Origin of the sequence: Chryseobacterium indologenes, from assembly GCA_016025055.1 — a bacterium.
Classification (GTDB): Bacteria; Bacteroidota; Bacteroidia; order Flavobacteriales; family Weeksellaceae; genus Chryseobacterium; species Chryseobacterium indologenes.
This window is the reverse complement of record CP065590.1, coordinates 2,747,530-2,761,760: the sequence shown is the minus strand read 5'-3', so window position 1 is coordinate 2,761,760 and position 14,231 is coordinate 2,747,530. Positions and strand designations below refer to the sequence as shown.

Genomic DNA, 14,231 nt, shown 5'->3' with positions numbered 1-14,231 from the left:
TCCCTTATTAAAGTTAATTCTTTTTTCATGTAACCGTTACGATTTAACAAAAAAATCTATAGCGGAAATGTTAAAAAGAAAAACGGACTCACATTTGAATCCGTTTTGTATTAATTATATTTATTGAAGTATTTTATGCTTAAATCTTTGTCAGTTTCGCATATTTTAAAATCAGGTTTTTTTCTCCTTCGTGGATGAAAATAACTTTTGCTTTGATGTTCTGAGGGTCGGTACCGTCTAAGAAAGACACTTCACCAATTCCGAAACGATCATGTCTTACCTTATCTCCAACTTCAATATCCTGAGAAGAAGCTCCGCTTGGATTGATGATTTTGGCTGTACTTACCGGTTTCAGTTTTCTGGCTTCAGGAGCAGGTTTCGAGGTTTCTCCTCTGTCCATTGTCTTTTTCTCCACTTTTCTGAAACTTTTCATCTCAGAAGGATGCTCATCAAAAATATTGGATTTTACGCCGGCATTATTGATAAATCTTTTTTCAAGGGCAGGATTAAGGAACTCAATATATTCGTCGTCGATTTCGCTCAAGAATCGGGATGGTTCTGCATCTGTAATTTTCCCCCACTGAAAACGGGAAACAGCATAAGAGAAAAATGCCTGCTTTTCCGCTCTTGTTAAAGCTACATAGAACAATCGTCTTTCTTCTTCAAGATCTTCTCTGGTAGCTGAGCTCATAAAGCTTGGGAACAGGTTTTCTTCAAGACCTACCAGGTGTACCACCGGGAACTCCAATCCTTTTGAAAGGTGGATCGTCATCAGGGAAACCATGTCATCTTCAAGCTCTTTATCCTGTGTATCTGCAGAAAGGGCAATATTTTCAAGGAAATTGGAAAGGCTTGGATCTCCGTCTTCCAGCTGCATTTGTTCTTCAATGAATCCCTGCATAGAGTTCATCAATTCCTGTACGTTTTCTACCCTGGAAATTCCTTCCGGTGTCTGGTCATCTTTTAAAAATTTGATCAGTCCGCTTCGTTTGGCCACTTCCATTGCTACACTGTACGCTGTATCTGTTTTCAGCAATACCTGAAAAGCTTTGATCATCGACCAGAAGTCATTCAATTTGTTTAAAACCCCATTGTTCAGCCCTAATTGTGGTGCGTACATTGGCAGATTATCCAAAACTTTGGAAACAGAAATATTCTGAGCATCGGCAAATACAATCAGTTTATTCTGAGTGGTTTCTCCAATTCCTCTTGCAGGGTAATTGATGATTCTCATTAACGCCTCTGAATCATTTTCATTGATCAGAAGACGAAGATAACCGATTAAATCTTTTACCTCTTTTCTCTGATAGAAGGAAAGGCCTCCATATACTTTATAGGGAATATTCTTACGTCTTAACGCATCTTCAAATGCTCTGGTCTGAGAGTTTGTTCTGTATAAAATAGCGAAATCGCTGTATTTCCTCTGATCTCTGTTACGCAGTTCCCAGATATTTCCTGCTACGAAGTTAGCTTCATCAGCATCGGAAAGAGAGCGGTATATTTTAATTTTATCACCTTCTTCATTATCACTGAACACGTTTTTTTTGAATTGCTGTAAGTTTTTAGCAATAACCACGTTCGCAGCATTTACAATATTCTGCGTGGAACGATAATTCTGTTCCAGAGATACTGTTATCGCATCCGGATAATCCTTTTTAAAGTTTAAAATATTGTAAATATTAGCCCCACGGAATGAATAGATTGACTGTGCATCATCCCCTACCACGCAGATATTTTCAAATTTTGAAGCCAATGCTTTTACGATAAGATACTGTGAGTGGTTGGTATCCTGGTACTCATCCACCATGATATACCGGAATCTGTCCTGATATTTGGCCAACACTTCAGGAAAACGGGTCAACAATTCGTTGGTTTTCAACAAAAGATCATCAAAATCCATAGATCCGTTTCTAAAGCACTGCTCTACATATCGTTGATAAATCTGCCCGATGAACTTCATATTGGCCTTTTCATCAGCCTCCATCAGCTCCGGATTATTGAAATAGGCTTTTACCGTGATCAGATTATTTTTGTAGGTAGAAATTCTCGCCTGAACTTTTTTCGGTTTATAAAGGTCGGCATCAATATTCATATCCTTCAATACTTTTTTGATCACATTCAGCGCATCCTGCTGATCGTAGATCGTAAAATTGGAAGGATATCCCAGATAGTGGGCTTCAATTCTTAAAATTCTCGCAAAAACCGAGTGAAATGTTCCCATCCAAAGGCTTCTTGCATTGCTGTCTCCTACTACTTTGGCGATACGCTCTTTCATTTCACGAGCGGCTTTATTGGTAAAGGTAAGGGCCAGAATATTGAAAGGGTCTACCCCATTGTGTATCAAATGGGCGATACGCATTGTAAGTACACGCGTTTTTCCGGAACCTGCTCCTGCAAGTACCATCAAAGGGCCTTGTAAAGAGGTAACAGCTTCATATTGTGATTCATTGAGTCCTTTCAAATAGTCCATACTGCAAAAAATTTGGGAACACAAAATTAATGTATTCAGAGGAGAATTCAAACTCTGAAAAGAAACTTACATAAGAGAGGCCCTGTACAACCTGTACCCGGACAATAATTATACATTTTGAAAACAGATATACCGATCATTATCCTCTACCCATCCATTTTCAATTTCAATTTATAAAAGTCTCTTCTGTAACATTTAATTCACTTTTTCTACTTATTGACAAACAATTTCTAAGTTTATGAAAAAACGACTTCTTTCTGCTGCTGCCGTAGCTTTCTTCGGGCTCATGCTGAATGCACAGCAAATCAAATTCGAGGAATATGACCTTCCCAACGGGCTTCACGTCATTCTTCATCAGGATAACTCGGCTCCGGTAGTAACTACGGGTGTAATGTATCATGTAGGAGCCAAGGATGAAGTAAAAGGCAGAACAGGTTTTGCCCATTTTTTTGAACATCTTTTATTTGAAGGAACTCCCAATATCAAAAGAGGAGAATGGTTTAAAATTGTATCTTCCAACGGAGGGCAAAACAATGCCAATACGACCAACGACAGAACCTACTATTATGAAACTTTCCCGTCGAATAATGAACAACTCGGCCTTTGGATGGAATCTGAAAGAATGCGCCACGCAGTAATCAACCAGATTGGTGTGGATACCCAGAGAGAAGTAGTAAAGGAAGAAAAAAGATTGAGAATGGATAACCAGCCTTATGGAAATCTTTTCCCAACGATTCAAAAGAACCTGTTTACCAAACATCCCTACAACTGGCCAACCATTGGTTCTATGGAAGATCTTAATTCTGCAAAACTTGAAGAATTCCAGGCTTTTTATAAAAAATATTATGTTCCTAACAATGCCACTTTAGTGGTAGCAGGAGATATCAAACCGGAACAGACTAAAAAATGGATCGAAGACTATTATGGTGCTATTCCAAAGGGTACCGTTTATCCCAAAGATTTTCCTAAAGAAAGTCCGATTACACAGGAAAAGGAAGTTACTGCAACAGATCCGAACATCCAGCTTCCGGCATACGTTTTTGCTTATAGAACACCTGCCAATAAAGAGAAAGATGCTTATGTTCTGGACATGCTTTCTTCTTATTTAAGTAATGGTAAATCATCTGTATTATATAAAAAACTGGTAGACCAGGAGAAAAAGGCACTTCAGGTAGCTGCTTTCAACCAGGGGCTTGAAGATTACAGTATTTTTGCATTCTTTGCTATCCCGATGGGGCAAACCACAAAACAGACGTTGCAGACTGACATTGATGCTGAGATCAAAAAGCTTCAGACCACTTTAATTTCTGAAGAGGATTATCAAAAGCTTCAAAATCAGTTTGAAAATCAGTTTGTGAATCAAAATTCAAGTATTCAGGGGATTGCAGCGTCTTTGGCAACCAATCATGTATTGATGGGAAATACAGATCTTATCAACAAGGAAATCGATATTTACAGATCTATCACCAGACAGGATATTCAAAATGCAGCAAAAAAATATCTGAATTCCAATCAAAGAATCATTATCAACTACATTCCTGAGAAAAAATAATTTTACCCATGAAAAAGCAATTCACTTATATAGCAGCGGCATTTTTATTTGCAGGAATGCTTACCGCACAAAAGATTGATATTAATGCAATGCCTAAGCCGGGCCCTACCCCAGCCATCAACATTGCCCAACCAAAAACCTTCCAGCTCAGTAACGGACTTACGGTAATGGTAGTTGAAAACAATAAACTTCCAATAGTAAACACGACTCTTTCTATGGACAGGCCTCCTTATTATGAAGGAAATATTGCGGGGGTAAGCGAAATCATGGCGAGTCAGCTTGATAATGGAACCACCAACCTGAGCAAAGATGAATTCAATAAAAAAGTTGACTTTTTAGGAGCAAAACTGAATTTCAACTCAGACGGTGCCACTTCCAGTTCTCTTTCCAAATATTTTCCAGAAGTACTGGCATTAATGGCTGATGCAATCGTCAACCCTAAATTCTCTGCTTCGGAAATCCAAAATGCAAAAGAGAGGACTATTGAAGGGTTAAAGGCAGATGAAAAAAATGCCTCTTCTATAGCAGCAAGAGTTTCCCATGCTCTGATGTACGGGAAAAATACTTCGAGGGGAGAGTTTCAGACTATTGAGTCTATCAACAAGATCCAACTGGCAGATGTTCAGAATATTTACAACAAATATTATTCACCGGACAATGCTTATCTGGTCATTGTAGGAGATGTAAAATTTGAGCAGATAAAACCATACATTGAAAAAGCTTTTGGAGGCTGGAAAAAGTCAAATACAAAATTTGCAGCATTAGAGCCGGCATCCAATGTTGCCAAAACCGAGATCAATGTTGTAGATGTACCTTCAGCAGTACAATCTGTGTTATCAGTCAGCAATCTTAACAATCTTAAGATGAAAGATCCTGATTATTTTCCTGCTACGATGGCCAACTATATTCTTGGCGGCGGCGGTGAAGCAAGGCTTTTCATGAACCTTAGGGAGAAAAACGGATTTACGTACGGAGCGTATTCAATGCTTACTCCAAGTAAGTATTCTCCGGAATTTTCTGCTCAGACAAGTGTAAGAAATGAGGTAACGGATAAAGCTGTGAAGGAAATGATGAATGAGCTAAACGGGATTTCTACGATAAAACCTGAAGAACTGGAAAATGCTAAAGCAAAATTGAAAGGAGCTTTCATCATGGCTTTAGAAAAACCTGAAACAATAGCAAAATTTGCCCTTAACCAAAAAGTACAGGAGCTTCCTGCTGATTTCTATACCAACTATCTGAAATCCATTGATAAAGTCACTGCATCAGATATTTCTAATGCCGTAAAAACAACTATTCTTCCTGGCCAGAGCAGGATTTTTATTGCCGGTAAGGCATCTGATATTGCAGAAGGGCTTGAGAAATTAGGATATCCTGTAAGATATTTCGATAAAGAAGCCAATCCGGTTACCAAACCTGCAGCCCAAAAAATGGATACCAGCGTAACGATCGGTTCTGTAGCAGATAAATATATCAACGCAATCGGCGGCTTGCAAGCCGTCCAAAAAATCAGTTCGATAACAGCTGATGCCACCACCAAAATCCAGGGAATGGATATGAGTATGAAACTGATCCAGGCAAAAGGGGGAAAAATGATGATGGATATGAAAATGATGGGTAATAGTGTTCAGAAGATTGTTTTTGACGGTAAAGAAGGATATGTAGAGGGACAGGGTAAAAAAATGCCATTAAACGACAAGCAGAAAACTTCGATGGCTGAACCAGAGCTTTTCCCGGAACTAACGTTTGCAAAATCAGCCGACCTGAAGCTAACCGGAATTGAAAAATACAATAACGAAGATTCCTACGTGGTAAAGGGTGCAAAAAACACATACTATTACAGTGTAAAAACAGGACTGAAAACCGGTGAAATAAAAGCAGGCGATGGAGGTTCTATTCCGACAAGCTTTGCAGATTACAAAGATGTATCAGGCGTAAAACTTCCGTTTACCATTATCCAGAACATGGGCGGAATGGATATCAATATGACCGTGCAATCTTATCAGCTTAATCAGGCAAAGGATTCTGATTTTAAATAAATAATATTCTTTTACAGAAAAGAGCTGTCTTACAAATAAGGCAGCTTTTTTTTCTGGGATGTTTAAAATTGATGTTCTTTGTATGCTTTCCCGCTTCTGAAAATGACGGTATCAACTCTTTTTTAGCCTAAAAACATTGTCTGATCAATAAACTTTTGCAGTTAATTCATATTTACAGACATCTTTTTTTGTTGTTCGGTAAAAAAAGATTAAATTTGCCCATTCAAAAAGATATCAGAATTAATGGATACTATATTTACACTATTGATGGTTCTTATTATGATTGCCAGTATTTTATTGGTAATTATCATTATGGCTCAAAACCCTAAAGGAGGAGGTCTTTCAAGTACTTTTGGAGGAGCATCATCTGCACAGTTTGGAGTACAAAGAACCAATGATTTCATGGAAAAAGCAACATGGACTCTAGGCGGAACTATCATCGTTCTTATCCTTTTTAAGCGTTGTGATCACAGGTAAACCATCACAAGTGGCCCCTGCCCAGCAACCCGTTAAAAAAGAAGCTCCGGCAAAACAAAGCACTCCGGCTACTTCTACAACAACGACTCCGGCTACTACACCGGTAGCACCAACTAAATAAGAAAATTCTTATCTCAGATATAAAACAAAAGCAACTCTGTTCGGGTTGCTTTTTTTATTGTAACAAACTTGAAGTTTCAATTATTTTAATTTGATCTTTTCAATTTTATGGCGGAGCTTCAGACCGGTTTTCAAAAATGAATACTGTACCGGTTTTGAATGGCGGTAATATTTATCAATAAAGATCTGCATGGCCCCATAAAACCTGTCCAGATACACTTCGTCTCTGATAGTGCTTTCTCCTTTATGATGGAGTATGGAAACCTCACCGTAATAATAGTTTTTATATCCATGCTTTAATAAGGTATAGCAAAGGTCTATATCTTCCCCATACATAAAGTAGGCTTCATCCAGGCCGCCAACCTTTTCGTACACGTCTTTCCTGACTAATAAAAAAGCACCGGTCAACACATCTACTTCTGCAATGGCATTTTCCTCGATATCATTTCTATAATAAGATTTTGAATTATTCTTTCTGAAATTCGTAAACAGTTTTTCAAAAGAGTTGAACATATCAGGAACCGATCGTTTGCTTTCCGGCAAAAAATTGCCCTGAGCGTCATGCATACGTACTCCCATGCCTCCAAAACCTGAATGGGAATCGGCAAAATCCAAAAGATCTTTCATATAGAATCCTTCGAGTTCGGTATCAGGGTTTAAAAGCAATAGATACTCTCCCTTCGCCGTTTGTATGGCTTGATTATTTGCTTTCGAAAATCCCCCATTTGTTTGGGAAGACATAAAACGGACTTCGGGAAATTCGGGAATAAGGTCTCCCCATGAACTGTCTGTGGAAGCATTATCAATTACAATCACCTCATATTCAGTTTCTTTTATATATTTTCGAATAGATAAAAGGCAGTTTCTCAATAACCGGGTAACATTATAATTTACAATAATAACTGACAGTTTCATATTAATTAATCCTTTTCGTTGTAAGGTAACCTATTGATAATCGACCGTCCTAAAGATATTTCGTCCGCATACTCCAACTCGTCCCCTACTGAAATTCCCCTGGCAATACTTGAAAAATTCACATTGAAATTTTTAAATTTTTTGTAAATATAATAAGCCGTGGTGTCTCCTTCCATCGTTGCACTTAAGGCAAAAATAAATTCTTTCACCTTACCTTCATTTAATTTCCTTTCGATACTCGGAATATTTAACTGGCCGGGACCCACTCCTTCCATCGGAGAGATCTTTCCTCCAAGAATCAGATATTTTCCGGTATATTTTCCGGTATTTTCTATAGCAATTACATCCCGCACATCTTCAACAATACAGATCAGTTCACCGGTTCTCTTTTCATTGCTGCAGATCTCACAAACCTCAAAATCTGAGAAATTATGACAGTCTTTGCAATATTTTATTTCATTAACAAGGTTAATCAGGGAATTCCCAAGGCTTACAGCCCGGGAATTAGGTTGTTTTAATAAATGCAATGCTAATCTTAGCGCAGTTTTTCTTCCTATTCCGGGTAATCCTGAAATCTCATCAACGGCTTTTGCCAAAACTTTACTTGGATAATCCATAGTTACAAAAATAGGGATTATAGCTGAAAATTACCTATTGAAAATGTAAACAAAACATTATAATATAGAGTAAATAATCATTTTTTTGTTTTTAAATCCAGGTTTATATTTTTAGGTTTCACTTCAGATGCCACTAAGTTTTTTGAGAATACAGTTATTTTTATTTGAGCTCCCCTGTTTCATCCTGTATCATAAGATATTTTCTAACTAAAAGGTGAAGCCATAATGAAATCTTTCAATGAGTTTTTATCCTATGTAACCTTCTTTAATGTCTCATTATGATATTTTAACCATTTCCTGGCACTTCTAATACCTTATAACTCTAAAAAAACCTTTATATTTGCCGCTCGAATTACATATGAAAAAAATAAACTAACATGGTACTTAACAATCTCAATTATCCACTGGATTTCAAATTCAAAATCACTACCTTAGCAAGCGACTTCAACATTACAGACAAAAACGGGAATTATGTAGCCTACGTGCGTCAGAAAATGTTTAAACTGAAGGAAGATGTAATTGTATTCAATGATGAAAGCAAGTCTAAGGAGCTTTTCAGAATCAGAGCTAATCAATGGATTGATTTTAACGCTTCTTATTCCTTAAACGATATTGTTGATAACAAAAATTTCGGCAGATTGGCACGAAAAGGGATGCGTTCTATCTGGAAAGCGAGCTATGATATCCTGGATGCGAATGACCAGCCGAAATTTAAAGTTCAGGAAGACAGTGCCTGGGTAAGATTCTGGGACAGTTTTGTAGGAGAGCTTCCCATCATCGGAATGTTTACCGGCTATTTTCTGAATCCTTCCTATACTGTAACTGGTGTTGATGGAAAAGCTTATTTTAAATTAAAAAAGATGCCTTCGTTCTTCGGAAGAAGATTCCAGCTGGACAGATTGATTGATATTGATGATGAGGAGGAAAGCTTGGTAATCCTGTCTTTATTAATGATGACACTTCTGGAAAGGGCAAGAGGTTAAAACAATAAAACCACAAAAAAATGAAATACTTTATTATTTTCTTTTCTGCGCTTTTTTTAGTAGCCTGTAAAAAGGAAAAAGAAACAGTTCAGGGTTCTGCTCCTGGCGATTCGCTAAACATTGTTAAAGATTCTGCTGTAGCACAGTCTTCTTCAGAAAAAATTCTGATTGAGACCATTGCTTTTCCCAAAGAGATCAAAGAATGTTCATGTTACTTTGCCAAAACCAAAGCTGATTTTGAAGCTGAAAAATACATCTACGCAGATGATGCCGGAAAAACAGCTTACATGAAACTTGATGGTAAAAGAATGGTGATGAACCTTATCTCATCAAGTGATATGGAAGTAGACGAAGAACTGACCAAAGAAATCGAAAGTAATGATTACAAAATCTCTGTAAAAGGTAAAAAAATAAAAGGTGAGGAAGCTTTATTATTTGAAGGCACTCTGACGATTGAAAAACCTGACGGTACTGTTGTTACCACACCGATTTACGGAGAATGTGGATGTTAAAACACACTAAACTGAAAAAAGGGAAAATAGAGTACAATCGAATCTGATATTTTACTTTTTTCGCTTTTTACGACCCATAAAAAATGCTTCTGTATCCCATAGAAGCATTTTTAATTTTGTAAATTTGGGAAAAATAAAATTCAATGGAATTATCTAACATAGAACCGCAGATAATCTGGAAAAATTTCTCCAAATTAAATGCTGTTCCAAGACCTTCTAAAAAGGAAGAAAAAGTAATTGCTTTCATCAAAGGATTTGGTGAAGATCTGGGCTTAGAAACCACAGTAGATGAAGTAGGAAACGTGATTATCAAAAAACCGGCTACCCCGGGAATGGAAAACCGTAAATCGATTGTGTTGCAATCACATTTGGATATGGTTTGTCAAAAGAATAATGATGTAAATTTTGATTTTGAAACGGAAGGAATCAAAATGGAAATCGATGGTGACTGGGTAAAAGCAAAAGGGACGACTCTGGGAGCTGATAACGGTCTGGGAGTCGCTACAATCATGTCTGTTCTTGAAAGCTCTGATATCCCTCACCCTGCTTTGGAAGCATTATTTACAATTGATGAAGAAACGGGAATGACAGGAGCTTTAGGCTTAAAACCAGGGCAATTAACGGGAGAAATCCTTTTGAACCTTGATACTGAAGAAGATGATGAGATTGATATCGGTTGTGCAGGAGGTGTTGATGTGACAATCACTCAGAATTATGCTGTAGAAGCTTCTAAAGGACAAATCGTAAGAATCGAAGTAAAAGGTCTTCAGGGAGGTCACTCTGGGATGGATATTCACAAAGGTTTCGGAAATGCCAATATTATCCTGGGAAGGCTTCTTTACAAAGGATTGGAAAATCAAAATATTCAGTTACTGACTATTGATGGCGGAGGATTAAGAAATGCTATTCCAAGAGAAGGAGTTGCTATCGTTTCTGTAAGAAATGCTCAAGAATTCATTGAAGAAGCAACTGCTCTTAAAAAAGATATTCTGGAAGAATTTGCTTCTGTAGAACCGGGACATCAGATCAATATTGAAAACTCTACTTCTTCAGATCAGGCTATATCAGAAGAGGATTCTAAAAAAGTAATCCTTACTTTAAAAGCCCTTCACAACGGGGTATACAGAATGAGTCCGGATGTAGCAAACCTTGTAGAAGCATCAAACAATGTAGCAAGAGTAGAATTAAAAGGAGGAGAACTTAAAATCCTGAACCTTACAAGATCATCTGTAGATTCTTCTAAATATTCTACCGCAGAGCAATTAAAATCTGTAGCAGAATTAGCAGGAATGAATGTAGTATTCAGTGGTTCTTATCCGGGATGGAAGCCATTGCCTGGTTCAGAGATCGTACAGATCATGGAAAAAATCTACACCGAGAAATTCAATGAAAAACCTCATGTAGTAGCTTGTCATGCAGGTCTTGAATGTGGAATTATCGGGGCTAATTATCCTAACATGGAAATGGTAAGTTTTGGACCAACCATCAGAGGAGCTCACTCTCCTGACGAGAAGGCCAATATCCCTTCTGCTCAGAAGTTCTGGAGTTTCCTGAAAGATATTTTAGCGAATATTCCTCAGAAATAGAATATTAAAACAACTATATTGAATATCCAAAATCAAAGATTTTGGATATTTTAATTTAAACCATTAAGACATTTTAAACATGAAAAGTATTACCGTATTCTGTGGCTCAAGCTTTGGTACAGATAAAATCTATGAAGAACAGGCTTTTTTACTAGGGCAGACTTTAGCAAAACAAAATATACAATTGATTTATGGAGGGTCCCAAACCGGATTAATGGGAACCATTGCCAACGGGGCTTTAAGTGAAAACGGAAAAGTAACCGGCGTTCTGCCCCACTTTTTACAGGCCAAAGAAATTGCTCATAAAAACCTTACCGAACTGGTGCTCGTGGAAACGATGCACGAAAGAAAAACCAAAATGAATGACCTGTGTGACGGAGTGATCGTACTTCCCGGAGGCTATGGTACGCTGGAAGAATTTTTTGAAATGATTACATGGTCGCAGCTTGGGCTTCATAAGAAACCCATCGGTGTATTGAATATTGACGGCTTTTATGATGATCTGATCAAGCTGGTTCAGAATATGGTCAGTAAAGGCTTTTTAAAGCAAGTTAACAGAGAAATGATGCTCATCAGTGACAATATTGATGAACTGCTTGAAAAAATGAGAACCTATCAGGCTCCGACCGTTGGAAAGTGGATATCGAAAGAGGAAATTTAAATTTACAGAAAGAGGAAGACCTGAAAAGTTTTCCTCTTTCCGTTTCTATAATCTTATTGTTTAGTACATTTGTGATCAGAATTTTCTCACAAAAAAATAAAACCCATGAAAAATGTATTTCTGACGAGCTGTTTTCTGTTAAGCCAGATCACTTTTGCTCAGTATAATTATCCTAACACTCCTGAAAAATCTGTCACTGATGATTATTTCGGAACAAAGATAACAGACAATTATCAATGGCTGGAAGATCTGAAAAGCCCTGAAGTAAAAAACTGGTTCAAGGCCCAGTCAGATTATAGCCATAGCGTTATAGACAAAATTCCCAATCGTGATGAGCTGTATAAAGGGATGAAGCAAATTCAGGAAATGGGTGGTGACACTTTCAGTTATGCCAAGCAGAGAGGAAATTTTTATTTCTATACTAAAACAAAGAAGAACGAAAAGCTCTCGAAACTTTATGTAAGAGATATGACTACAGGAAAAGAAAGCTTACTTTTTGATCCTGAAACCTATAAAAAAAATACCCAAATCACCAATTTCAGCATAGATACGAAGGGAAATCAGATCGCTCTTTTATTCTCAAAATCAGGTGGTGAAATTTGTGAGCTTAAGATTTTAGATGTCAAAACCGGAAAACTCCTCGATGATGTCCTTAGTCCCTTGTGGAGCGAATTTGGATTTGAATTCACCTCAGACGGTAATTCCATCATTTACACCCAAATGAGTACCGGAGATCCGAACAGCAACATGCTTCTGAAAGATATGAAAGCTAAGCTGCATCATATTGGCACCAGCACAGATAAAGATATAATTCTGGCTTCCAAAGGAGATAATCCGGAACTCAACATGCTGATCGAGCAATTTCCTATGATTGAATTTTCTGATGATTTTAACTATATCCTGCTTAATCTTGGTTCCACAAAATCGGAAAGTCCTCAGTTTTATGCACCCTACTCGGCTTTGAAGGATAAAAAAATCACCTGGAAACAGATTGTAAAAGCTTCAGATGATATTGTTCAGACATTTATTACAGGAGATCAGCTCTTTTTCCTTACCCATAAAAATGCACCCAATTATAAAATAGGAGTTACAAGCTTATCAAACCCGGATTTTGCGCATGCTAAAATACTTGTTCCTGAAAGTAATACGACTTCCATAACCTCTATACAAACCTCAAAAAATTATCTTATTTACTCTGTAAGTAACGGTATTACCCAGGAAAAATATCAGATGGATATGAAAACCTTCGCCATCAAAAAAATTCCTTTACCTGAAGGAGTCAATAATTCTGCACCGCTTAATGCCCGTGAAAATGACGATCTTCAATGCTATAATTTTAATTGGCTGTCTCCTCGTACAGCTTACGAATACAGCCCTGCCAACGGTAAGGTTGTAAAAAGTAAATATTTTAATGGAGACAACAACTATCCTGACTATACTCAATTATACGAAGTAAAAGAAGTAGAAGTAAAAAGCCACGATGGCACCATGGTTCCCCTTTCGATTATTTATCCTAAAAATATGAAAATGGACGGGACTGCTCCCGCTTATATTACAGGCTACGGCGGCTATGGAATATCTTCCGTTCCACGTTTTTCCAATAAATTGGTTGTATTGCTGGAGCAAGGTGTCGTGACCGCTATTGCCCATGTAAGAGGTGGCGGTGAAAAAGGCGAAAACTGGCACCAAGACGGAATGAAATCCAAAAAGCCCAATACATGGAAAGATTTTATTGCCTGCTCACAATATCTTGTTGATCAGAAATATACTTCCCCATCAAAATTGATCGGCAACGGAGCAAGTATGGGTGGTGTACTTATAGGTAGAGCCATCACAGAAAGACCGGATTTATACGGCGTTGCTATCGCTGAAGTTGGGATGACCAATGTACTTCGTTCACAAAACTCTGCTAACGGGGCCAATCAGATTCCCGAGGTGGGAAGCATAAAAGAGTCCGGGGACATCAAACATCTGATCGAAATGGATGTGCAAAGCAAAGTAAAAAAAGGAGTAAAATATCCTGCCGTTCTCGTTCGTACCGGGATGAATGATTCCAGAATTACCCCATGGGAACCTGGAAAATTTGCTGCGAAGCTGCAGAACAGCACCGCTTCAGGCAAACCTGTCCTGCTCTATGTGAATTATGAAAACGGCCATTTCACAAGTGATCTGGATGTTGCCTTCCGTGAATATGCAGATATGTATGCTTTTGCATTATGGCAGGTAGGGCATCCAAAGTTCCAACCGGCAAAAAAATAATGTGAAATATTTATAAAAAAACAAAGCCCGTTCGAGTACA

10 protein-coding genes and 1 pseudogene are annotated in these 14,231 nt (G+C 37.7%); 8 read left to right on the top strand and 3 right to left on the bottom strand.

What is annotated here, in order from left to right:
* Window positions 1-139: 139 nt before the first annotated feature.
* On the bottom strand, window positions 140-2,470 hold the full coding sequence (locus tag H3Z85_12675) for a UvrD-helicase domain-containing protein (protein QPQ50360.1): 2,331 nt from the start codon (window positions 2,468-2,470) through the stop codon (window positions 140-142).
* 238 nt (window positions 2,471-2,708) lie between these two features.
* On the opposite strand from H3Z85_12675, the gene H3Z85_12670 reads away from it, so the two are divergent.
* The 3 genes and pseudogenes from H3Z85_12670 (at window position 2,709) to secG (ending at window position 6,659) form a co-directional block, all read left to right on the top strand.
* Window positions 2,709-4,022 carry an insulinase family protein gene (locus tag H3Z85_12670; protein QPQ50359.1) on the top strand — a complete coding sequence of 438 codons (1,314 nt, stop codon included), beginning with the start codon at window positions 2,709-2,711 and terminating at the stop codon, window positions 4,020-4,022.
* Window positions 4,023-4,030: 8 nt separating this feature from the next.
* Entirely contained in the window at window positions 4,031-6,061 is a 2,031-nt protein-coding gene (locus tag H3Z85_12665; protein QPQ50358.1) for an insulinase family protein, read from the top strand.
* A 243-nt stretch (window positions 6,062-6,304) separates the two neighbouring features.
* Window positions 6,305-6,659 (top strand): annotated as a pseudogene (secG, locus tag H3Z85_12660) (preprotein translocase subunit SecG).
* 80 nt (window positions 6,660-6,739) lie between these two features.
* Here secG and H3Z85_12655 read toward each other — a convergent pair.
* Together H3Z85_12655 and recR are read right to left on the bottom strand one after the other, a co-directional pair.
* Window positions 6,740-7,579, bottom strand: coding sequence for a glycosyltransferase family 2 protein (locus H3Z85_12655; GenBank protein QPQ53892.1), 840 nt, complete (start codon window positions 7,577-7,579; stop codon window positions 6,740-6,742).
* Window positions 7,579-8,190, bottom strand: coding sequence for a recombination protein RecR (recR, locus tag H3Z85_12650; GenBank protein ID QPQ50357.1), 612 nt, complete (start codon window positions 8,188-8,190; stop codon window positions 7,579-7,581). Before recR ends, H3Z85_12655 begins: the two co-directional genes overlap by 1 nt.
* A 377-nt stretch (window positions 8,191-8,567) precedes the next feature.
* Between recR and H3Z85_12645 the strand changes: the two genes are divergently transcribed.
* The 5 genes from H3Z85_12645 to H3Z85_12625 all read left to right on the top strand — a co-directional run bounded on the left by H3Z85_12645 (window position 8,568) and on the right by H3Z85_12625 (window position 14,191).
* Entirely contained in the window at window positions 8,568-9,173 is a 606-nt protein-coding gene (locus H3Z85_12645; GenBank protein ID QPQ50356.1) for a hypothetical protein, read from the top strand.
* 20 nt (window positions 9,174-9,193) lie between these two features.
* Complete coding sequence (locus H3Z85_12640) at window positions 9,194-9,685, top strand: hypothetical protein (protein ID QPQ50355.1); 492 nt, start codon at window positions 9,194-9,196, stop codon at window positions 9,683-9,685.
* 143 nt (window positions 9,686-9,828) lie between these two features.
* Window positions 9,829-11,271 (top strand): aminoacyl-histidine dipeptidase, encoded by a 1,443-nt coding sequence (locus H3Z85_12635; protein ID QPQ50354.1) that lies wholly within the window; start codon window positions 9,829-9,831, stop codon window positions 11,269-11,271.
* 79 nt (window positions 11,272-11,350) lie between these two features.
* Window positions 11,351-11,932 (top strand): TIGR00730 family Rossman fold protein, encoded by a 582-nt coding sequence (locus tag H3Z85_12630; protein QPQ50353.1) that lies wholly within the window; start codon window positions 11,351-11,353, stop codon window positions 11,930-11,932.
* A gap of 105 nt (window positions 11,933-12,037) precedes the next feature.
* On the top strand, window positions 12,038-14,191 hold the full coding sequence (locus tag H3Z85_12625) for a S9 family peptidase (GenBank protein ID QPQ50352.1): 2,154 nt from the start codon (window positions 12,038-12,040) through the stop codon (window positions 14,189-14,191).
* Window positions 14,192-14,231 lie beyond the last annotated feature (40 nt).